Raw genomic sequence first — 21,859 nt, 5'->3', positions numbered from 1 at the left:
TGACTATTAACATAGGTTACAGATACTGTGAGACAGTATCAGGTATATACCACCGTTCTAGCTGTATTTCTCGACAACCTCATTTTATTGTTTTAGATTGTTTCTAACTTAGGAAGTTATATGCCCAACTGGCCACCAGACCCTAACAAACGTCCTGATAACTCGGCAAATCAGCCAACGCAACCGCAGCAACCAAGCCCGCCAAGTGGACAAGAATGGAAGGTGCTGGAAAACACGTTATTAGCGAGTGTGGTTGAGCAGCGCCGCGCTCGTCGTTGGAGTATCTTTTTTAAACTACTGACCTTTGGTTATATCTTATTGATATTTTTGACCCTTGGTCGTGGTTGCAGCAGTGCGCCAACAGGTATGGACGCAGTCGATACTAGCGATCCACATTTAGCAGTGGTCGAGCTGCAAGGCGTCATCAGTAATGACGATGTGGCCAATGCGTATGATGTTAATGAAGCCTTGAGAGACGCTTTTGCAAACAGTAACTCAAAAGCAGTGGCCTTAGATATCAACTCACCTGGCGGTTCACCGGTACAGTCTGATGAGATTTGGCAGACCATGATGGACTTACGCCAAGAATACCCAGACAAAAAGCTTTATGCGGTGATTGGTGATATCGGTGCGTCAGGTGCTTATTATATTGCGTCTGCCGCAGATGAGATTTATGTCAATCCGTCAAGTTTGGTCGGCTCTATCGGTGTCATTATGCCAAGCTATAACGTTAAAGGTTTGATGGACAAAGTTGGCGTAGAAGATCGTACGATTACGGCTGGTGAGTATAAAGATATCTTAAGCTTATCTCGTCCGTTGACTGATTATGAAGAAAACCATGTCGAAAAAGTACTAGCAAATACGCACAAGCATTTCATCAACGCTGTCAAAGAAGGGCGCGGTGACCGCCTGAAGAATCCTGAACAAAACAAACTGTTCTCAGGGCTATTCTGGACAGGTGAGCAGTCTATTGAGCTAGGTTTGGCAGACAAAACAGGTAGTATCACAAGTCTAAGTAAGCAACTCGACCTTGATACAATCATCAGCTATAGCCCAACTGATCCGTTCCAAATGTTTATGGACCGTTTTGCAGTGAAGTTAGGTGCAGGTATTGGCTCTAGCGTTAGTCTCGACGTATTGCCACAAGAAAGCAACACTGGGCAGATGCGTTAAGCGTTTTATGTTTTAGATATAATGTGTATGATTGTTAAGGCTGAGCATATAATTGTGCTCAGCCTTAATTCTATGTAATACCAAATAAAAAACCTTGGTCTGAGTGATAGCCTGATTAAACTAGCTGTACAACTATAATCATCAAACACAGTCGTCAAACTTGCCATACAAAGATGGTTTGTTTTGAAGGGGGTAGTTTTGATGCTGTTGGTTTTAATAATGGTACAAGGTTCAATCATTAAAATAATATATAACATAAACGATCCCACGAGAGTCTGTCATGAGTGATGAAATAAATTTGCAGTCCTTTGCTAAACTACCTGTCTCTAAAATAACCAATAAACCTGTGCTGCATTTTGCTCATGCTAATGGAATGCCAAGCGCGGTATATGAGCCGTTTTTTGAAGGTTTATCAGAGTTTTTTACGATTGAATATATTGCGATGTTGGGTGATACACCGGATTATCCAGTGGATGACCATTGGCGTAGTTTGACGCAGCAAATCATTGATAGTGTAAACAGTGCTTGTAACAAGCATGGCGTTGCACAAGTAGTAGGAGTAGGGCATTCGCTTGGGGCCATGTGTACGTTGCAGGCCACGTATCGTCAGCCTGAACTATTTGCACAAGCGGTGCTTATGGATCCGCCTTGGATTTATGGCAAAGTCAGCTTGTTATGGCATTTGGCAAAGACAGCAGACAGATTACCGCTCATGAATAACCGTCTGATGGACAAACTGTCACCAGCTGGCGTTTCCAAACATCGCCGTGATGTGTGGAATAGCCGGGATGAAGCATATGAGAAAATGCGACATAAAGGGTTTTTTAAGAATTTTGATGAGCGTAGCTTTCAAGGATATATCGATCATGGCTTGCATGAGCGCGCGGATGGCAAAGTGACATTGGCTATCCCTAAAGCTAGCGAAGTCGCTGTCTTCCGTACCAATCCTTCTTGGTATTGGCTGGCACCAAACCGCGGTCCTAAAGTGCCTGTGACTTTAATCATTGGTCAAGACAGTATCTTTTTGAAACGACGCTTTCCGCAGCAGATAAAATCGCGCTTGGGCATTCCTTATGAGACTCACGAAGGAGGGCATATGTTCCCACTTGAGCATCCAGAGTCTGTCTCAACGCAGGTGTTAGGATTGATTAAGCAGCAATTGTCCAAATAAACGCAACATATTATCAGTCATGCTTGTAATGGATATGAGCTGCCAGAGTATTTTTAAGTGATACCTTTATGCCAAAAAACTTAACTGTTCCATCTAGTATGACTGCCTCAGCTAAGTCTCTGCCGCTATTTTCGCGCGTGGGTACATTCGTGCTAACAGTAGGAATGGTGCTTGCGTTTTTTATCAGTCAGTTGGTAGGTGTTTATGTCGCTGGCAAGCTGGTATTACCTGCCGATGAAAGGACATCGATAGGGCGTATATTCTATTTTGGTAGTAATGATGGAACGGTCGTGAGCCTGTCTATACTTATCGGCTGTGTATTGCTAGTGGCCATTAGCGTGCTTATCATTCGTTTAAAAGGTGGCAGTCTGCGTCAATATTTAGCACTAAAACCGTTCTCACTGCCGGTGGGTATAGGCATGCTTGGGCTACTCCTGATATTTATGATTGCCAGTCAGACACTGACGTATGTACTCGATATGACGCCGTTGGTGTTTGTTGATCCGCTCTATCAGTCTGTCATTTCGGTTTGGCTGTTGGTTTTTGCTATGGTGGTCGTCGCACCAATTTATGAAGAGGTTATCTTTCGCGGTATATTGTGGTCAGCCATCGAAGAACAGTTTACGGCATCATCATATTCAGCGAATCATGGGGCGATTGTCGCCAGCATTGTGACAAGTTTGATATTCGCTGTGATCCATGTGCAGTATGGTATATACGAGATTAGTACTATCGTAGTGTTGGCATTGATATTTTGCTATGCACGGATTAAGTCGGGCTCGCTACTACTGCCAATCGTACTGCACATTGTCAATAATGGTGCAGCGATGTGGCAGTATATTGCGCAAGCGGCGTAGATGAAATACTAGCCTCAATGATTGCTACTATATAAATTATATCGAAATAGTTAGATATAAAAATTTGGCTACGCGTTAGGATTATGCATCAGGATTTAATAGTAGTACTTCATCGGCAGCTCGCTTAATATCATCAATCGTCAGCTGAGGTTTACCGCTCAATGCTTGACGCCATTTACGCGCGCCCATCAGACCTTGGAAGAGTCCTAAATAATGCCGTGTCATTGTTGGCAACGCTTCGCCTTTTGCGAGTTGTTCTTCGAGATATGGATAAAGCTGCGCTAAAATCTCTGAGCGCTTAGGTATTGTCTCGGACGCTGCCTCGTTCCATAAGCTATTGGCCTCTGCTAATAGATACGGGTTATGATAAAACGCCCGACCAATCATCACGCCATCGATATGCTGTAGATGCGTTCTAATGTCCTCAATTGTATCGATACCACCATTGATTTCAATATCCAGCTCAGGAAAATCCTGCTTCAGACGGTACACATCATCGTAACGTAGCGGTGGTATCTCGCGGTTTTGCTTAGGGCTGAGCCCCTGCAACCATGCTGTACGCGCATGTACGATAAATCGAGTACAACCTGCCGCTGCAACTGTCTGTACAAAGTCCACCATAAACTCATAACTATCAAAGTCATCGATGCCAATACGATGTTTGACCGTCACAGGAATATCGACTGCGGCTTGCATATGCTTGACCAAATCAGCAACCGTCTTAGGCTCGGCCATCAGACAAGCACCTATCTTATTGTGCTGTACGCGATCTGAGGGACAACCGACGTTGATATTGACTTCATCATAGCCATACTGCTGAGCAAACTCAGCACACTGCGTCATCTCATCGATGTCTGCACCGCCAAGCTGTAATACAAGCGGATGCTCGAGCGTATCAAAACGTAGATGCCGTGCTCGGTTACCATGTATCAATGCACCAGTACTGATCATCTCGGTATATAGATACGTATGCGGGTTGAACAGTCGTGCAAAGTAGCGATAATCTGTTGTTGTCCAGTCGATCATAGGAGCTACTGAGAGGCGTTTGTTGGTCATATCAACCATGATTATTGAGCCTTAATATTTGTGTCTTAAATAAATGGAGAAGGTGCAATGGATGAGACATCCCATTGCACCTTAGTTTTAAGCTTTGTTCAAATCAGTGACTGATCCATTATTTATAAAATAACATGATCAATTTTTTTGAATTCGGGCAAATTATAGAAGTAAAGCCCCATAATAATACCGATAGAGCCCACAAAGGCAATATATAGCGCTGGTGAGAAGCTGATAAGCGTCGTGGCGTAACCAAGACCAAAGGGGATCAGTACACCAACGATACCGTAGGTAATATTATAACAAAAAGCGATACCTGTGAGACGTACATTGGTCGGAAATAGCTGCACTAAAATGGCAGGGACCATGCCCACGATACCGGCACAGAATCCCAAAAGTGCATACATAATCAATATATAATCGCCACCCGCCTGCAAATGATAAAAGAACGCCAACGTTTGAGCGATAAGTAGAACAGAACCAATGACCAAAATTTTACCAAAGTTCTCATGGGTCGAGATCATGCCATAAAAGACACAGCCAAGAATCATAAATACGATGCCCAAACTGTGAGAGAAGCTAAACAAATCACTGTCTAAAGTAAAGTTGATTTCTATTAAATCTGGCAGTAGTAGGACAATGACGGAGGTGATGTTAGATATCACTAGAGTCAGTACCATACTGACAAAGATAGAATGCTTGCAGCGCTTGAATAACACCGTAAATGGTCTACCCAAATTCTTACCAGTTTTTGGCTTATCTAACGCCAAGAAAAATGGGGTCTCTTTAACCAGTCGCCATACCAACAATGGTAGACAGGTTAGTAAGGCACCAACAAAAAACGGCAAACGCCAGCCATAGTCAGTCAACTGTACGGTGGTCATAAAACCAGTCAGCCACAGAAAAAACGCATTAGAGAAGAGTACCCCTACCAAAAAGCTAGCGGTAATGTAGCTACAAGCCACTGACAAATACTGCCTAGGCACATGCTCCGCCACAAACACCCAAGATAACGGTACGTAAAGACCAAATGCCATACCTTGTATGATTCTCAGCAGTATGAATAACGCAGGTGCAAGCGCGCCCCACTGCGCATAAGTAGGCAGACAGGCCATCGCAAGCAAGCTACCTGCCGTGACGATTATGCTCAGAAAAAGGGTCGGTTTTCGACCTTTGAGATCACCATAACGCCCGAACAGAATACCCCCAAGCGGACGAGCTAAGTAACCAATGACAAAAAGCCCCAGTCCTTGTAGTTTGGCGACATTGGGGTCAGTATCAACAGGAAAAAACGCAGCGGTCACGATATCTGCAATGTATAAGTAAATCAAAAAGTCAAAAAAGACGATCGCACTGATGAAGCTTACGAACATAACGGTATTTTTGTCTTTTGTAGACATCAAGGCGTATTGAGAACGAGACGGCATAATAGATCACGCTTCCACAGGGTAAAGTGGCCATTAAGACGATCATCGTTTAGATAATCGGCCATGATAAAAACCGGCAAATCAAAGTATATAAACAATGATTTGCCGAAACAGTAATTTTGTGTGTGTTGTAATAAGAACTTTGATTACAGGATCTGGCTTTTACCAGAAGCGAAACTGCACATCCTGTAATTTTAGGGACTATTTAGAAAAGAATTTACATATTACAGCAGCCAATCGATGGGTAGCCAAGACATGATAGTAAGCCAAATATGATCACCCATATCAACTCGTGGCTCTGATTCGTAAACGACCTCTTTGCCATCTTCCATGGTGTGCCACTCCAAGCTACCGTTGTCTAGCAGCTTAACTTCATAAGCTTGGTTTAGTAAATCATCACTCAGCGCCCCATGCAGCTGCCTTGCTAGTTCATCATCATTAATGATTACACCCATTTCGGTATTGATATTGGCAGAGCGTGGGTCAACGTTGTATGAACCGATAAAGACTTGATAATCATCTACTGCGAATGTTTTTGCGTGCAAACTGGTCGATGATTGACTACGTGCTCGCCACAGTTTGTTATCACGTTTTTCTTCAGCAGCGGTTGATTTAAGCTCATATATTTTGACGCCTGAACGAAGCAGGCGAGGTCGCCACTGGCTATAACCAGAATGCACGGCAGTTACATCGGTCGCATCAAATGAGTTGGTTAATATTTTGATATCAACGCCAGATTCGGCGAGCTTCACCAAAGTATCGACCCCATCTTTGGTCGGTACAAAATAAGAAGAAATAATCGTCAACTTCTTGGTTGGGCTACCGAGCAAGTTACGCAACTGATGAACCAAGTTGGTATCGGCAGGAACTGTTTTGCTTAGTTTGCCCACATCATCACTTAAGAACTGCATGTCGGTCCAACGAAAAGGCACACGCTTATTAATCAAGTCACTATCAATCGTAGAGTCTTTGATCGCAGCCTTATAAACCGTCAAGCTGCTGCCTTCGTTGTTTTCTTCATCCAGGCCGAGCTTATCTAAGGCCTTTAAAAAATCAGGTGTAACGTCATCATCAAATTTCGCTAAGGTCTCGATATCAAATGATAAAGGCGATGACCAATAGTCATAAAAGCTGTTATCAATATCTGCAACGACTTTACCGATAAGTAAGACATCCAAATCTGCAAATTGGCTGCTTTGGTCATTGCTAAGGTATTCGTTGCCAATATTACGCCCGCCGATGATAGTAATTTGCTTATCAAAGGTCATGCTTTTATTGTGCATGCGGCGATTGATACGCGGCAAACCAGTCACATAGTTCAATGTTGGAAACTTACGATGCATCAAAGGATTGATAATACGTACCGCGATATTGGGATGACTGGCAAAGCGTAATAAATGCTGGTCGAACTTGGCACTATTATTAAAATCATCTAACAATAAGCGCACGATTACGCCGCGCTCAGCCGCATCCCATAAGTCTTTTAGTAGAAGCTGACCAGCCTGATCGTTATGCCAAATATAATACTGCGCATCGATATTGCGCGTGGCCATACCTGTTAACATACTACGGGCGGCAAACGCATTTGCCCCAGTGACGATCGGATGATAGCCTGACAAATCAGGATGAATTTCATTCTGCACACTAACAGCGGCCACTAGATCAGTATTGTTGGTTGTAGTCGCTGTATTTTGCTCAATCTTTGGGCTGTCTTCTTGTTGGTATAAAGCATTGACTCGCGCTGATAATGCTTGACTCTCAGGCAGGTGAGGCTGTTTGGGTAGGCTCTGGCAAGCGCTCAGACCTAAAGTCAGCCCAAGTGTCAGACTCAACGATAAGCTGCTTGGTTCTATACTGAACATCGACATAACGAATTTACCTTGATGAGCCTAAATATACTGATAAATAAAATGCATGGATAAGTAATTTGCTGAAATTGTTCATCTATTTTTAAGGATGATAGCATCGATTGGACGGTCTATAAAAATATCACCAACGCCAAAATTCAAATCGTCGCTAAGCTTAGCAGCTGTTAGCATATCTGCCTATTATAAATACGTTATTTTTGTTAGGTTTGACGATGGATGTGGTCTGTTTTTAAGGCAGTTCAACCTGTCTGATACTCCTTATCCTGAATCGTTTGAGTCTGCAGTAGGCACAAATAATATGGAGAGGTATCTGAAAGCAGATGTTTGAAATAAGTCAGCATGTTATGATGGTACTGGTGTATCCACTCGATAATCAAAAAAATAAGCAGTCCTTTTATATCAACCAAAACACAGCAACGGAACGTCTATGAGTCAGTCGCAAACAAAAGATGAGAGTCACAAACAAACGCATTTAAACGATGGATTAGATCCAAACTGGCGTAACGATGCCTTAGATTTAGGGCTTGATTATGGTATGCAAACCATCGCCGTGCGCGCAGGTCAGCATCGTACCGATGAGGGCGAGCATTCAGAGCCGATTTTTACGACCAGCTCTTATGTTTATCAATCAGCAGCTGATGCTGCGGCACATTTTGACGGTACAAAGACAGGAAACGTTTACTCTCGTCATACCAACCCAAGCGTCCGTACTTTTGAGCGTCGTCTCGCCGCGCTAGAAAACGGTGAGCGTGCGGTTGCAACGGCCTCTGGTATGGGTGCAATCCTGACCATGTGCTTGGCATATCTAAAAGCGGGCGACCATCTGCTCGCTGCCAATCAGTTATTTGGCTCGTCTATCGGTCTGTTTAACAACTATATGGCCAAGTTTGGTGTTGAAGTTAGCTATGTTGATTGCTTTGACAATGATGCATGGGCCAATGCCGTTCAACCAAACACCAAAGTGATCTATTGTGAAAGCCCAAGTAATCCACTGGCGCAGATTTGCGATATCGGTTATTTGAGCGAGCTGTGCAAAGCCAATGACATATTATTGGTTGTTGATAACTGCTTTGCGACGCCAGCATTGCAGCGCCCTCTAGATTTGGGTGCCGATGTCGTTATTCACTCTGCGACCAAATATTTGGATGGTCAGGGCCGAGTACTTGGCGGGGCGTTGGTTGGTAGTGACAAACTCATGCAAGAAGCGTTTACCGTAGTGCGCTCAGGCGGTATCAGCATGAGTCCGTTCAATGCTTGGGTATTTACTAAGGGGCTTGAAACGCTAAAACTCCGAATGCAAGCGCATTGTAACAATGCCAATCAAGTCGCAGAATTTTTGGTCAATCACCCTAACATTAGTACGGTGCATTTCTCTGGCCTAAGTGACCATCCTGCACACGAGCTTGCCACCCATCAGCATCATATGAAAAACGGTTACGGTGCTATCATGGGTTTTGAAGTCAAAGCATCTGACAGCCGCGATACAAAAGAAGCGGCTTGGCATGTGATTGACTCGACTCAAATGGTCTCCATCACCAATAATTTGGGCGATGCTAAAACCACGATTACGCATCCTGCGACGACCACGCATTTCCGTCTCACCCCTGAGGCTCGTGCCGAAGCTGGCGTGAAAGACGGTCTGATTCGTCTATCAGTCGGTTTGGAAGATGTCGAAGATATTATCAAAGATTTGGCGCGTGGTTTAGACAGTTTGTAAAGATAGCGGTATAATGCCGTCAGTATTTTATTTTAAACTTTAAATTATCCCATTTATTATTATAAGACAAAGAGGCAACTATGAACATTCAAGCATTGATGCAACAAGCACAAACGATGCAAAAGAAAGTAGAAGCAAACGTTGAAAATGCTAAAAAAGAACTTGCTAACAAAGAAGTACAAGCGGAAGCGGGCAGTGGCCTAGTTAAAGTAACGATGACTGGTCGTCATGTAGTTAAGCGTTTGACTATTGATCCAAGTCTGCTAGAAGATGAGCCAGATATGATTGAAGATCTTATCGCTGCTGCTATCAATGATGCGGTTCGTCAAGCAGATGCACTCTACGAAGAAACCATGGCTGGCGCGACTTCAGGTATGGGTCTGCCACCAGGTATGCAAGGCATGTTTTAAGCATTAAATACTTCATACTGAAGACAAAAATGGGGTTGTTATCGACACGATACGACCCCATTTTTATAGCTACGATTTATAAATTCAGTTAGATAAAGTCAACTAAAGGAAGCTACTTTGCTTACAGCCAAATTTGATCAGCTGGTCAAACAGCTGCGTATATTGCCAGGCGTCGGTCAAAAAAGTGCCCAACGAATGGCGTTACATCTGCTCAGTAAAAAGCGCCCACAAGGCATGGCACTCGCCCAAGCACTAGATGAAGCGATGCGTGATATTGTTGAATGTCAGCGTTGCCATAGCTTTAGTGATGAGGCTGTATGTCCGCTATGCCAAGACGTTAGACGTGATGACAGTCTGCTATGCGTGGTCGAGACAGCAGCAGATGTGATGGCGATTGAACAGACAGCTGGTTATCGTGGACGTTATTTTGTGTTGGGCGGGCATCTATCGCCAATTGATGGTGTCAGCGCCGACGACTTAAATATTGATCAGCTCGTATGGCGAGTGAAGCAAGAACCTGTCGAAGAGCTAATACTGGCAACGGGTACGACTGTCGAAGGGCAGACTACGGCGCACTTTATCAGTGAGGCTGTCAGTCGTCATGTCAATAAAGTGACGCGCTTAGCACAAGGTGTCCCGATGGGCGGCGAGCTTGAGTATCTGGATAGTATGACGCTCGGTCAAGCCATGCAAAATCGTTCTTTTTTATAATGTTTTGATTGCTTTAAAGTCTTACCCAATTCATTTCTTGGAATTGTTATAATTACTTTATTATTGTTTATCTTTTAATTTTATTAAGGCGCGGTTTAGCGTTTTATTTTCTCCTATTAATGCAGGTATCTGCCCGTGTCCAATAACGTTTCAAACGCCTCAGCTCAATCAAATGCTGCTGATATCAATAATGGCTCATTACAAGAAGCCGCTAATACTGAGCCAATGTCAGCAGCAACGTCATCTGAGTCAGTGTCTAATACTCCAGATGTTGAAGTGCTAGATATTGATGCGCTGTTGGATATTGCTGATGACGTTGCTATTACATGGGTACGTAAGCAAGGCGATTTAGATGAGGTTATTGATGCCTTAGCGACTTGCGGACGCGTGGCCTTAGATACCGAGTTTATCAAGCGCGACACTTATTATCCGCGCTTGGCACTGGTGCAATTAAATACTGGCAATCATGTTTATTTGCTGGATGCACCCCAGTTGCAACTGGCTGAGCTGTGGGAAGCGCTACGCAAAGTAGATGTAGCTATCTGGCATGCCTGCGGCGAAGATTTGGGTATTTTTTATCTGCTATCTGGTTGTTCGCCATTGACCAATATATTTGATACGCAAATAGCGTTGTCTTATCTAACGGGTCAATTGCAAATGGGGTATCAGCAGGCACTGGCTGATCAGCTAGATATGCATATCGATAAAGAACACAGCCAGTCTGATTGGCTCCAGCGTCCGTTGACAGATGAACAAGAGCAGTATGCCATCGATGATGTGCGTTATCTGCCAGCGCTGTATCTCAGTATCGAGCATGCGCTTAAGGCTCAAGGTTTATATGATTATGTCTGGGCTGACTGTCAGCTTTATGCCAGTGATTTGTATGACACGCAACACGTCGAAGATGAAGCGATGTATCTAACGATGGCAGATTATCGCTATAACTCACAGCAAATGGCGATACTCAAAGGGGTTGCTACATGGCGAGAAGAGCTGGCACGCGCGACCAATCAACCGCGTACCTTTGTGATAAAAAAACAAGCAGTACGAGAGATTGTCACTGAAAAACCAAACAGTATGCGCGAGCTGGCACATAAAACGACCATGCACCGTAGTATGCTGCGACTATATGGCGAAGAGCTGCTGAAAGTAATCAGAGATGCCAAGAGTCTACCCCCTACAGAGCATCCAGACTGTCTAGTGCCACCATATCGCTCAAAAAATAAAGTACTCTCAAAAGCAGTGCAGCAAGCGATTGATGAGCATGCGCGTGAGATTGGTATACCTGCTAGCGTATTGATGCGTAAAAAATGGCTAGGGCAGTTGTATGAAGTGGTTGCTCTTGATAAAGACGTGAGCGAACTGCCGCAAGGGCTAAAAGGTTGGCGTAACGACTGGGTTGTTAAAACCTTAATTCCAGTCATCAAAAAGCATAAAACCGAACTGCAGCAAGGCATGGGTATTCGTGTTCAATAAGGAATCGTTCGATAGGGCCGCGTTTAATAAGCCGACGTTCGACAAGACTGAAAACTGACCCTCAAGTATTCATACAGCTCTTATTTATACAGCTCTTAGCGTTTAAATCGTCCATGCTCTAAAAAGTATCGAGTCTGCTCGGCGACCTCTGGGTTCACTAGCATGCCGGTGTGCGAGACTGGCATGACGATATGATCAGCTGCAGCCTCTATCTTCGTCTCTTCTATATATACTGTCCCGTCATGTGCAAGCTGCTCGTTAAGAAGTGGCTTGTCAGATTTGCGCAGTTTGCGATTGTGATATTGCAAAAATAGCTGACCTAGACCATAAGGTCGGTTGCCAGCGATGACGCCTAACGTCACGTGTTTGGGCAATTGTGCGACTGTACCGTCGAGTGCGTCGACATAGGAGCGACCTACGACAGCAGGAGTCAGTCGCCAGATATAATCTGCACAAACACTGCCTATATGCGGTGTTCCTAGCGTCACGCAACGTCCAATTTGCCATTTTGGGTACTGAGCGACAAAATCACGAATGATTAAACCACCCAAACTATGCCCAACCAAATCTATTGGATGATCTGGGTGATGGTTTGTTTCTAGCCAGCTATTTAGGCGGGCGCTATTGGTTTTGATACCATCACGCATACTACGGTAGCCATACTGATGGGTATCAAATCCTGCTGTTTGCAGGCGCTTGGCTAATGGCCGCATGATCCATGGGGTTTGGTGTAGCCCATGAATTAGAATGACGCGAGTTTTTTGTTTAGGCGCTTTATGTCGCATAGCAGTATCCAAGTCAATGCTTCAGAAATTTAAGATAAATAGCTTATTATCAATATAAGCTTTTATTACATTGAGTTCTTATCGTTTATTTTATTGATAATATTACCTGCTAATATAATAGATAAAAAGTCAGCAAAATAAAAACCTCCAAGTCAGCTGCTGACTTGGAGGTTTTTTACTACAGAGAATAACTATCGAAAATGATAATTACATATAGTTTTCGATACTTGGGCAAGAGCACATTAGGTTCTTATCACCATAAGCATCATCGACACGCGCGACACTTGGCCAGAACTTGTTTGCACGAATGTACGGCAGTGGGAATGCAGCAGTCTCACGGCTGTATGGATGCGTCCACTCTTCACTAGTAATCATAGCAGCCGTATGCGGTGCATTGACTAATGGGTTGTCTTCTAGCGTCCAGTTATCTTCACCAGCTTTGGCTTTCATGGCTTCAGCTTTGATAGACTTCAGCGCACTGATAAAGCGATCTAGTTCTTCTTTTGACTCAGACTCAGTTGGCTCAATCATAAGTGTGCCAGCGACTGGGAAGCTCATCGTTGGCGAATGGAAACCATAATCCATCAAGCGCTTAGCGATATCGCTTTCCGTGATGCCAGTCTCTTCTTTTAACGGACGAATATCGATGATACATTCGTGAGCTACGCGGCCGTTTTTGCCTGCATACAAGACAGGGTAGTGACCTTTTAGCTCGGCTGCCACGTAGTTAGCGTTTAGCAATGCCAGTTCTGTCGCTTTTAGCAGACCGTCACGACCCATCATGGCAATGTACATCCATGAGATAGGCAAGATGCTCGCTGAACCATAAGGGGCTGCCGATACTGCTGAGCAGTCTTTTTGCGCATTATGCACAGGGCTCAAGGTATGGTTGGCCATAAATGGTGCCAAATGCGCTTTCATACCGATAGGACCCATGCCTGGACCGCCGCCACCATGCGGGATACAGAAGGTTTTGTGCAAGTTCATGTGTAGCACGTCAGCACCAACGTCTGCAGGTTGCATCATGCCTACCTGAGCATTCATGTTTGCGCCGTCCATATAGACCTGCCCACCATGCTTATGAGTCAAATCACAGATATGACGGATGCCTTCTTCGAACACACCATGCGTCGATGGATAAGTGATCATTAGCGCACCTAGACGATCGCTATATTCTTCACATTTAGCCGTTAGATCATCGATATCAACGTTGCCGTTTTCATCAGTTTTGACCACGACAACTTGCATACCCATCATCATAGCGGTAGCAGGGTTGGTACCGTGCGCCGACATAGGAATTAAGCAAACATCGCGATTGGTTTCGCCCAATGACTCATGATAACGGCGAATGGCTAACAGACCAGCATATTCACCAGAAGCGCCAGAGTTTGGCTGCATAGAGACATCATCAAAACCAGTAATGGCTTTTAATTGATCTTGCAAGCTATCGATCATCGCGATATAGCCAGTAACTTGATCACGCGGTGCAAAAGGATGCACATTGGCAAACTCAGGCCAAGTAATCGGTAGCATCTCACTGGTGGCGTTTAGCTTCATGGTACAGCTACCCAGTGAAATCATGCTGCGGTTCATCGCTAGATCTTTGTCTTCAAGCGACTTTAGATAGCGTAGCATTTCATGCTCGGTATGATGCGAGTTGAATACTGGATGAGTCAAGATGTCATCCGTACGCAGGTGTGCGCTATCAAGTGAGACGCGAGCTGTTTCAGGTAGATCGTGTGACTTGTTGACGAATAGCTGAGTCAAGGTGTTAAAATCTTGCTGATCGCTGGTTTCACTAAAGGCAACGCTCAATTTGGTGTCGCTTAGACGCCATAAATTGTAGCCGACGTTGTCTGCATTTTTAAAGATTTGAGTAGCCAACTTCTCTGAACCACAATCAACTACAACTGTATCGAAGAATTGATCATGTACCACGCTCAAGCTGCTGTCGTTAGATTCTGTGATAGCATCAGCAAACGCAGTGGCGAACGCATGAATACGAGTGGCAATACGCTTCACGCCGCCTGGACCATGATATACCGCATACATACCAGCGAGGTTAGCTAGCAATACTTGCGACGTACAGATGTTTGAGTTGGCTTTTTCACGGCGGATATGCTGCTCACGCGTTTGTAGAGCCATACGTAGTGCTGTATTGCCTTGTGCGTCTTTTGAGACACCAATGATACGACCAGGCGCTGAACGCTTGGCCTTATCAGAGAACGCAAAATAAGCGGCATGTGGACCACCGAAGCCCATTGGAATACCAAAACGCTGGGTACTACCTAGCGCTACGTCGGCACCCATGTCAGCTGGTGATTTTAATAGCACTAAGCTCATGATGTCACTGACGACACTCACATAGGTTTTGTTTTCTTTTACTGCACTGATGACGTCTGTTAAGTCTTTAACGTCGCCTTCAGCACCGACATACTGGAATAGCGCACCGAAATAATCGCCAGATTTAGCGGTTTCAAAATCACCAACGATGACTTCCCAACCAAAGTATTTAGCACGAGTATTGATGACATCTAGTGTTTGTGGATAGACGCGCTCATCAACGAAATACTGTGTTGATTTGCTTTTGCTCACACGCTTTGACATCGCCATCGCTTCTGCCGCTGCTGTTGCTTCATCAAGCAATGATGCACCAGCCAGCTCAAGACCAGTCAAATCGATACATACTTGTTGGAAGTTCAGCAATGCTTCTAAACGACCTTGAGCGATTTCCGCTTGGTAAGGCGTATAAGCAGTATACCAACCTGGATTTTCAAGGACATTACGCTGAATAACAGCAGGCATACGCACAGGCGAGTAGCCTTGGCCGATATAGCTTTTGTTAACAGTGATGTCGTCTGCCATTGTGCGCAGTTTGGCAAGTGCAGCATGCTCACTCATCGCTACTGGCAAATCCAACTCTTTGTGCAAGCGCACTGGTTCAGGCACTGTGTCATTGATAAAGCTTTGCATATCTTTGTAACCAACAGCGCTGAGTAGGTCAGCTTGCTTGGTCTCATTTGAGCCTAAGTGGCGATAGACAAATTCAGCTTCGTTGAACAATCCTTGGAAGGTATCAAACGATGGGTTTTGAGAGATAGTCATGACAATCCTTGGTTAAGGGAGTAATAAACAAAATAGCAATTAAGGGAATAATGTGAGCGGTACGTTATACGTAATGCACAAACTGAGTCTGATCAAAGCGGAACTGAGTGTTGTAAACACCATTGTCAGCGCGTTCGCCAGCACCAATCATCATAATGATATGTTGATCATCGCCCAAGCCTAGTAAGCGTTTCATCGCAGGCTCATCAAAGCCGCCCATAGCACAACTATCAAACCCATGAGCACGTAATGCTAGCATGAGGTTTTCGGCAGCAAGCGAGGTGTTATTGGTTGCCCAGTTTTTGGTATCTTCAAACGTATAATAAGGCGACTTGATTGGCCCTTTTACGCGCCTAACTACTTGCGTCGCACTCCATTTGGCTGCTGAGACTACGTTGGCTGGACCGCGCAAAAAGTCCATTGTGACGACTTTGTTATAGTAGTCTTTCACTTTCTTTGGCACTGGCTGGTCAGGGTATTCGCGCAATACTTGCTGAGCGTGGTCGTGCCAAATGTCAGTACGGGCAACGATTGCAATCAAACGTGCTGATGTTTTTGCTGCGTTTTGATTCATGCAGTTTTTGATGGCACGTTTTTTATTGTCAGCATCATCGATAACATAAAACTCCCACGGCTGCAAATTGCTAGAGTTCGGCGCTAGCATCGCCAAGCGTAGACAGTCTGCCAATACATCATCAGGTATGGGCGTGTCAGTGAAGCGGCGTACTGAACGGCGTGACTCTACAATATCGCGGAAGGCTTGTAGCTGCGGCGTATGATTTGGTGTGGAAATGGGGTCTTTATTATCGGTGTTGGCATTCATATTAGGATCCATGCTGAGAATTGGGTTATCAGTTTGCGTCGTTATTGATAGCACGTATTCATTGGGATTCGAATAGGTGATCAATACGAGTCAATGAGATAACGCTTGAGAGCAGTAACATCGGACGATAATGATTGTTGGAGATCTACATATAAAGCTTCTTTCAAATAACAAGCATGGTCAATGAGCCAATACTTTTCATGAGAAAGATATTTAAATCGTTTAAATAGAGAGTATAGATACCAGCTGCTGCCAGTATCTATGATGTTTAGTCGGGGCTAGTGCTTTGTATAAGCTAAAGTCTTACAAGTGCTAATGTCTTACAAGTGCTAATGTCTTACAAGTGCTAATGTCTTACAAGTGCTAATGTCTTACAAGTGCTAATGTCTTGCGAGAGCATGCTTAGCTTACGTGCTTAGCTTATAAGTCGCTTTCGTACTCGTCAGCAGTCATTAGTGCTTCGTAGTCAGCAATGTTGTCAGGCTTCATTCTGAAGAACCAACCTTCGCCGTATGGGTCAGAGTTGATGATTTCAGGATCATCTTCTAGTGCTTCGTTAATAGCGATCACTTCACCTGAAATAGGTGCATAAACGTCAGAAGCCGCTTTTACTGATTCAACAACTGAGATTTCGTCATCGACAGCGATGATATCGCCCACATCTGGTAGCTCAACGAATACCACATCACCCAATAGATCTTGAGCATGGTCAGTGATACCAACAGTGATCGTACCGTCGTCTTCTAGGCGTAGCCACTCGTGACTCGCAATATATTTTAGCTCTGCTGGGATGTTGCTCATGATCTCTCTCCTAAGTGATAGAGGTTAATTAACAAAAATAATGGAGGCTAGGCGTGTCGTCATTTTTATAATCGTGTGTAAAATGACAACGCGCTCTAATGATAGAATTTATAAGACCTAAGAGTCAAACTGTTGCTTGCCGTTGCGGACAAAAGGTAGCTTTAGTACGCGTACATCGACGAACTTACCTTTGCCGCGTAGATCGACTTGTACGCTGTCGTCTTCTGATAAGCTGGCAGGCACACGGGCAATCGCGATTGAATTTTTTAGGCTAGGGGAGAATGTACCACTGGTGATAATGCCAGTTTGCTCATTGCCAGTGCCTTGATTGATAGTCACTGTCATGCCTTCACGCAATACGCCACGCGTGGTCAATAGCAGACCCACTTGCTTCATAGCGGTGTTGTCTTCTTTTGACTGCTTACGTTTGCTGACCAATGCTTCACGGCCGATAAAGGCACGGTCGTCTTTGAGCGCTAGCGTCCAGCCCATGTTGCACTCATAAGGACTGATGGTTTCGTCCATGTCATGGCCATAAAGGTTCATACCAGCTTCCATACGCAAGGTATCACGTGCGCCAAGACCAGCAGGTTGGATGCCATTCGCTTTTAGCTGCTCAAAGAAAGCCGGGGCATCATCGCCATGCATAATGACTTCGACGCCATCTTCACCAGTATAGCCAGTACGAGCCACGAACCAATCGGTGCCTTCGATATTGGTCAAGTCAGCACCAACGAAAGGTTTTAGCCCTACTAAGGTATCTGCCCAGTTTGGTTTGGCTTGAGCCAGTTTTGCAATAGCATTTGGACCTTGAACGGCAAGCATCGCAAGCTCAGGACGCTCGGTAATAATAATGTCAAAACCTTCAGCGACTTTATTAAACTGTGCTAAATCCTTGTCACGAGTGGCCGCATTAGAGACGATACGGTACTCAGTTTCTTCTGCATTCATCAGGTAGACGATCAAATCATCGATGACGCCGCCTTGCTCATTGAGCATACCAGAGTACAGCGCTTTACCAGCGGTAGTGAGTTTGTTGACATCGTTTGCGAGCAGTTTTTGTAGCCATGCTTTGGTATCAGCGCCTTTGATATCAGTCACAACCATATGTGAGACATCAAACATACCTGCATCTGTACGTACTGCTTCGTGCTCTTCGATTTGTGAACCGTAATGAATGGGCAATTCCCAACCAGAAAAATCGACCAGTTTGCCCTCACTATCAATATGAGACTGGTAAAAAGGGGTGCGCTGAGGAGCTTGGTTGCTGCTAGAGTCTTGAGAATGGGTATCAGTCATAACAAATCCTTATGTGTACATCAGTCGTACTCGGCAGAGTAGGGAGTGATGCGCAACGTAAAAGTAGCGAGAAGCAATATTGCAAGGCGCAAATATCACATCAAAGGGTGACACAGAAAGCAAAGATGAAGACATAAGCCAAACAGACGCTATACGTCAGTTTGAGCTAAAGCCCTATCTGTCCTGTGACCTGAGATTTTCAACACGAACCATCATTTTTGGGCAGTTATATGAGCCCTATCATCGATGATAGCGTATTTTCTCCCCTTCGGTGGGTAAGACGTCGTCCGTGCTTACCACTCTCCAGATTTGTTATGCCTGATGTTTGATAAAGTAGTGCGCTATGAGCGTCATACTACTACACACTATCAAACAACAGTGACATGCGTTTTTCAGTCCTTTTACCTGAGCGATTGGCAGGGTGGATGCGCCTTCGGTGGTTATCTAGCAATTGCGATAGTTGTATAACCAATGGGGTTCAATACAAAAACGATGCTGATAAACTCTCTCCTGAAAAACGCTTTTATTATGAAAGGTTCAAGGCGCTTTTACAAGTCATCAAAGCCATTAAAATAAATAAATTTGGCAAAAATCATGTTTTGATAGGGCAGTCTGTCAAATAGGTTGTGTTTTACAACGATATTTTTATTGCACATATCAGCGTTTTATCTGTGTATTTTGACAAAAATTACGATAGCAAAACGCAAAGCGACTACTGGTATTTGCCTGAAATATGCTAACCTACGCCCATAGTTTCTGATAGGTGGTTTTTATGCATTGCGATATTTATAAATTTCCCAAACACGACGACATGTATATCTACATTGCGCGTCCTGATTATCCTGATGATACTGATGAAATCAAAGACTGGCTTGGTGTATTACCAAAAGATTTCCGTGCAGGTTTAGGTCGTAGTAAGTTCGTCATGCATTTGGACTTATCAACTAAAGATAAGCTCGCTCGTGTCGACAAAGAAGAAGTACTGGCAAAACTACAGTCTCAAGGCTACTTTGTGCAGTTGCCGCCGCAAGACGTGATGCGCCGCCAAGCAGAGCTGCGCGCTCGTGAATCACAGGACAGCATCTACAATTAATAGATTTGTTAGCGAGTAAGTGTGGTAGGACATATCAGTATGCTACCTTAAAAACAGTGTCGATAAAAACCTACGACACACTTGCTCACATGCATTTGAGTAGAGAGTCGTGATAAACTGACACCCTATGCAATGCAGATATAAGCCTACATAATGCATAAGTCCATTATGTAGTTGGCCTCATTCTGGTTCTACAGAACGCACATATACCGCTAGACACAGATTGTGTCACCGGCGATAAACGCAGGTAAATAAACACGCATGGACTGGTTAAAAAATATCTTACATAGCTTACCGCTAGAGTCTATCAGTGACATTCTCGGTGAGATTGCCATTTGGTGGGGCCAAATGGTAAAGGATGTCCCGCCCGCTGATTTGCCGATGTATGCTTATCTGGGCGGTGCTGTTCTGGTACTAGTGCTATGGATACTCGTTGCTCGTGTACTGCCGAAACCATTGGGCGGTATGAGCTGGATGGTTCTGTTTGCAGTATTACTAGCACCAGGTACAGCGCTTGGCGATCCTAGCGAGCTTGCACCAGCCAGTATTAGCGTCGTCTATGCTGTGATGATGAAAGATTATGCAGGTGCAGTTGCCAATATGTTGCCAATATTGGTGATACTGGTCGCAGGGTTGTTCGTTGGTTTTGTATGGCAGTTGATACGCAGCGCATTTGCATCAAGTTTGGACAAAGCCCGTAGCCGCAGTGCAGAAGATACGCAGGCCACGTTACAAATGACCACAGGCAGTTATTTGCCAGAAGGCGCTACCGTAACCGAACAGCCTGACACTAATGTAAGCTTAAAAAAAGACAGTACGTTGGCTAAGAAAACGAATAGCGATACATCTGACAAGTGATAAAAATAAGCTAGGCGTTGAGACAAAATTACTGTCTTAAAAGTTATTTGATACTCGAATAAAAAGACACCGCTGCGTGTCTTTTTTTATGCCAGATTGTTTAGTAGTCAAATGAATAATTGCTCACTATGAACTGCACATAACAATTGTTAATAAATGCGAACGCATGAGTATTTTGGCAATGCATCAGGCTGTGCTAATCTAATTTATTCTTTACTAATTTATCCTTTATTACTCATTCATGTTTTAGACCTATCCATTTATAACAACTTATCTATAACAACAATCGAGATCTGATTATGACCACAGCTGACAATACTAAGAAAAACTTTACTGGTACCAGTAGTTATATTGCTACCGACGATTTGCAACTGGCCGTAAATGCCGCCATGACCTTACAAAAGCCATTGCTGATCAAAGGTGAGCCTGGCACAGGTAAGACGTTGCTTGCCGAAGAAGTTGCTGAGAGTTTGGGTATGCCACTGATTACTTGGCATGTCAAATCGACGACTAAAGCGGAGCAAGGACTGTATGAGTATGATGCGGTATCACGCCTGCGCGATTCACAGTTGGGTGATGATAAGGTCTATGATATTGCCAACTATATTAAGCCGGGCAAGCTGTGGGACGCTTTTACCAGTACAGAGCGTAGCGTACTGCTAATTGATGAGATTGATAAAGCCGATATCGAGTTCCCAAATGACTTGCTACATGAGCTTGATAAGATGTCTTTTTATGTTTATGAGACGGGTGAGACTATTACAGCGGCGCAGCGTCCAGTAGTTATTATTACTTCAAACAATGAAAAAGAGCTACCAGATGCATTTTTGCGTCGTTGTTTCTTCCACTATATTGACTTCCCAGAAGAAGAAACCATGCGCCAAATCATCGAAGTGCATTTTCCGGATATTCAGGAAAAACTGGTCAATGATGCATTGGATATCTTCTATAAACTGCGTGGTATTCAAGGTCTTAAAAAGCCGCCATCAACGTCTGAGTTAGTCGACTGGTTAACTTTGTTACTTGCTGATGATATGGCTCAGGACGAATTAGAAGAAAATCTACGCGGCGAGAAATCTATCCCGCCACTATATGGTGCGTTGCTCAAGAACGAGGCAGATGTGAGTTTATTACAGCGTTTTGCCAATATGATGCGTCGTTAATGTTTGCCGCTTGCGTTGACTTTAATATCTTGTGTCCGACATCGGATGTCTATTATGAAGGTCAAT

Annotated in this window: 18 protein-coding genes and 2 riboswitches; of the genes, 10 read left to right on the top strand and 8 right to left on the bottom strand. The window is 44.2% G+C overall.

Annotation, left to right across the window (positions count from 1 at the left end; translation table 11 throughout):
• Positions 1 to 120 precede the first annotated feature (120 nt).
• From sppA to QL898_RS00510, 3 genes are all read left to right on the top strand, one after another.
• Positions 121 to 1,173, top strand: a complete 1,053-nt coding sequence (gene sppA, locus QL898_RS00520; RefSeq protein WP_290175450.1) for a signal peptide peptidase SppA — start codon at positions 121 to 123, stop codon at positions 1,171 to 1,173.
• A gap of 280 nt (positions 1,174 to 1,453) precedes the next feature.
• The gene (locus tag QL898_RS00515; RefSeq protein ID WP_290175449.1) at positions 1,454 to 2,344 is read left to right on the top strand and encodes an alpha/beta hydrolase; all 891 of its coding nucleotides are present in this window, start codon (positions 1,454 to 1,456) and stop codon (positions 2,342 to 2,344) included.
• Between the two features lie 68 nt (positions 2,345 to 2,412).
• On the top strand, positions 2,413 to 3,201 hold the full coding sequence (locus QL898_RS00510; RefSeq protein WP_290175448.1) for a CPBP family intramembrane glutamic endopeptidase: 789 nt from the start codon (positions 2,413 to 2,415) through the stop codon (positions 3,199 to 3,201).
• Between the two features lie 81 nt (positions 3,202 to 3,282).
• Here the strand turns inward: QL898_RS00510 and dusA are convergent, their stop codons facing one another.
• The 3 genes from dusA to QL898_RS00495 form a co-directional block, all read right to left on the bottom strand.
• A complete protein-coding gene (gene dusA, locus QL898_RS00505) occupies positions 3,283 to 4,266 on the bottom strand; it encodes a tRNA dihydrouridine(20/20a) synthase DusA (protein ID WP_201547816.1) in 984 nt (327 codons plus the stop codon).
• A 113-nt stretch (positions 4,267 to 4,379) separates the two neighbouring features.
• The gene (locus QL898_RS00500; RefSeq protein ID WP_160021341.1) at positions 4,380 to 5,684 is read right to left on the bottom strand and encodes an MFS transporter; all 1,305 of its coding nucleotides are present in this window, start codon (positions 5,682 to 5,684) and stop codon (positions 4,380 to 4,382) included.
• 224 nt (positions 5,685 to 5,908) lie between these two features.
• The gene (locus QL898_RS00495; protein WP_290175447.1) at positions 5,909 to 7,552 is read right to left on the bottom strand and encodes a phospholipase D family protein; all 1,644 of its coding nucleotides are present in this window, start codon (positions 7,550 to 7,552) and stop codon (positions 5,909 to 5,911) included.
• Between the two features lie 427 nt (positions 7,553 to 7,979).
• Here QL898_RS00495 and QL898_RS00490 point away from each other — a divergent pair, with 427 nt between their 5' ends.
• From QL898_RS00490 to QL898_RS00475, 4 genes are all read left to right on the top strand, one after another.
• Positions 7,980 to 9,269 (top strand): O-succinylhomoserine sulfhydrylase, encoded by a 1,290-nt coding sequence (locus tag QL898_RS00490; RefSeq protein WP_290175446.1) that lies wholly within the window; start codon positions 7,980 to 7,982, stop codon positions 9,267 to 9,269.
• Between the two features lie 80 nt (positions 9,270 to 9,349).
• The gene (locus QL898_RS00485; protein WP_045445429.1) at positions 9,350 to 9,679 is read left to right on the top strand and encodes a YbaB/EbfC family nucleoid-associated protein; all 330 of its coding nucleotides are present in this window, start codon (positions 9,350 to 9,352) and stop codon (positions 9,677 to 9,679) included.
• A 117-nt stretch (positions 9,680 to 9,796) separates the two neighbouring features.
• Positions 9,797 to 10,390, top strand: a complete 594-nt coding sequence (recR, locus tag QL898_RS00480) for a recombination mediator RecR (RefSeq protein ID WP_057760773.1) — start codon at positions 9,797 to 9,799, stop codon at positions 10,388 to 10,390.
• Between the two features lie 135 nt (positions 10,391 to 10,525).
• Positions 10,526 to 11,866, top strand: coding sequence for an HRDC domain-containing protein (locus QL898_RS00475; protein WP_290175445.1), 1,341 nt, complete (start codon positions 10,526 to 10,528; stop codon positions 11,864 to 11,866).
• Positions 11,867 to 11,961: 95 nt separating this feature from the next.
• On the opposite strand, the gene QL898_RS00470 is transcribed toward QL898_RS00475, so the two are convergent.
• The 5 genes from QL898_RS00470 to gcvT form a co-directional block, all read right to left on the bottom strand.
• On the bottom strand, positions 11,962 to 12,651 hold the full coding sequence (locus QL898_RS00470) for an alpha/beta fold hydrolase (RefSeq protein WP_290175444.1): 690 nt from the start codon (positions 12,649 to 12,651) through the stop codon (positions 11,962 to 11,964).
• A gap of 207 nt (positions 12,652 to 12,858) precedes the next feature.
• Positions 12,859 to 15,756, bottom strand: a complete 2,898-nt coding sequence (gene gcvP, locus QL898_RS00465; RefSeq protein ID WP_290175443.1) for an aminomethyl-transferring glycine dehydrogenase — start codon at positions 15,754 to 15,756, stop codon at positions 12,859 to 12,861.
• Between the two features lie 64 nt (positions 15,757 to 15,820).
• Positions 15,821 to 16,579 carry a nitroreductase family protein gene (locus QL898_RS00460; RefSeq protein ID WP_290175442.1) on the bottom strand — a complete coding sequence of 253 codons (759 nt, stop codon included), beginning with the start codon at positions 16,577 to 16,579 and terminating at the stop codon, positions 15,821 to 15,823.
• A gap of 420 nt (positions 16,580 to 16,999) precedes the next feature.
• A complete protein-coding gene (gcvH, locus tag QL898_RS00455) occupies positions 17,000 to 17,380 on the bottom strand; it encodes a glycine cleavage system protein GcvH (RefSeq protein WP_057760766.1) in 381 nt (126 codons plus the stop codon).
• Between the two features lie 117 nt (positions 17,381 to 17,497).
• Entirely contained in the window at positions 17,498 to 18,679 is a 1,182-nt protein-coding gene (gene gcvT / locus QL898_RS00450; protein ID WP_290175441.1) for a glycine cleavage system aminomethyltransferase GcvT, read from the bottom strand.
• A 168-nt stretch (positions 18,680 to 18,847) separates the two neighbouring features.
• Positions 18,848 to 18,996, bottom strand: a riboswitch (glycine riboswitch).
• Positions 18,997 to 19,062: 66 nt separating this feature from the next.
• A riboswitch (glycine riboswitch) is annotated at positions 19,063 to 19,202 on the bottom strand.
• A gap of 249 nt (positions 19,203 to 19,451) precedes the next feature.
• Here gcvT and QL898_RS00445 point away from each other — a divergent pair.
• The 3 genes from QL898_RS00445 to QL898_RS00435 all read left to right on the top strand — a co-directional run bounded on the left by QL898_RS00445 (position 19,452) and on the right by QL898_RS00435 (position 21,793).
• A complete protein-coding gene (locus QL898_RS00445; RefSeq protein WP_057760762.1) occupies positions 19,452 to 19,772 on the top strand; it encodes a YcgL domain-containing protein in 321 nt (106 codons plus the stop codon).
• 261 nt (positions 19,773 to 20,033) lie between these two features.
• A complete protein-coding gene (locus QL898_RS00440; protein ID WP_290175440.1) occupies positions 20,034 to 20,630 on the top strand; it encodes a hypothetical protein in 597 nt (198 codons plus the stop codon).
• 299 nt (positions 20,631 to 20,929) lie between these two features.
• Positions 20,930 to 21,793, top strand: coding sequence for a MoxR family ATPase (locus QL898_RS00435; protein WP_101205695.1), 864 nt, complete (start codon positions 20,930 to 20,932; stop codon positions 21,791 to 21,793).
• The last annotated feature ends 66 nt before the right edge of the window (positions 21,794 to 21,859 follow it).

The organism is Psychrobacter sp. APC 3279, from assembly GCF_030407795.1.
Lineage (GTDB): Bacteria > Pseudomonadota > Gammaproteobacteria > Pseudomonadales > Moraxellaceae > Psychrobacter.
Note: the sequence above shows the minus strand (reverse complement) of the source record. Positions and strands in the feature narration are given on the sequence as shown.

What these genes read in the sequence shown, in the direction of transcription:
- sppA (WP_290175450.1), top strand. Translation starts at nt 121, where the DNA reads ATGCCCAACTGGCCACCAGACCCTAACAAACGTCCTGATAACTCGGCA.
- QL898_RS00495 (WP_290175447.1), bottom strand. Translation starts at nt 7,552, where the DNA reads ATGTCGATGTTCAGTATAGAACCAAGCAGCTTATCGTTGAGTCTGACA.
- QL898_RS00510 (WP_290175448.1), top strand. Translation starts at nt 2,413, where the DNA reads ATGCCAAAAAACTTAACTGTTCCATCTAGTATGACTGCCTCAGCTAAG.
- QL898_RS00460 (WP_290175442.1), bottom strand. Translation starts at nt 16,579, where the DNA reads ATGAATGCCAACACCGATAATAAAGACCCCATTTCCACACCAAATCAT.
- QL898_RS00490 (WP_290175446.1), top strand. Translation starts at nt 7,980, where the DNA reads ATGAGTCAGTCGCAAACAAAAGATGAGAGTCACAAACAAACGCATTTA.
- QL898_RS00440 (WP_290175440.1), top strand. Translation starts at nt 20,034, where the DNA reads ATGGACTGGTTAAAAAATATCTTACATAGCTTACCGCTAGAGTCTATC.
- QL898_RS00500 (WP_160021341.1), bottom strand. Translation starts at nt 5,684, where the DNA reads ATGCCGTCTCGTTCTCAATACGCCTTGATGTCTACAAAAGACAAAAAT.
- QL898_RS00470 (WP_290175444.1), bottom strand. Translation starts at nt 12,651, where the DNA reads ATGCGACATAAAGCGCCTAAACAAAAAACTCGCGTCATTCTAATTCAT.
- gcvT (WP_290175441.1), bottom strand. Translation starts at nt 18,679, where the DNA reads ATGACTGATACCCATTCTCAAGACTCTAGCAGCAACCAAGCTCCTCAG.
- QL898_RS00515 (WP_290175449.1), top strand. Translation starts at nt 1,454, where the DNA reads ATGAGTGATGAAATAAATTTGCAGTCCTTTGCTAAACTACCTGTCTCT.
- QL898_RS00445 (WP_057760762.1), top strand. Translation starts at nt 19,452, where the DNA reads ATGCATTGCGATATTTATAAATTTCCCAAACACGACGACATGTATATC.
- QL898_RS00435 (WP_101205695.1), top strand. Translation starts at nt 20,930, where the DNA reads ATGACCACAGCTGACAATACTAAGAAAAACTTTACTGGTACCAGTAGT.
- gcvP (WP_290175443.1), bottom strand. Translation starts at nt 15,756, where the DNA reads ATGACTATCTCTCAAAACCCATCGTTTGATACCTTCCAAGGATTGTTC.
- gcvH (WP_057760766.1), bottom strand. Translation starts at nt 17,380, where the DNA reads ATGAGCAACATCCCAGCAGAGCTAAAATATATTGCGAGTCACGAGTGG.
- dusA (WP_201547816.1), bottom strand. Translation starts at nt 4,266, where the DNA reads ATGGTTGATATGACCAACAAACGCCTCTCAGTAGCTCCTATGATCGAC.
- QL898_RS00485 (WP_045445429.1), top strand. Translation starts at nt 9,350, where the DNA reads ATGAACATTCAAGCATTGATGCAACAAGCACAAACGATGCAAAAGAAA.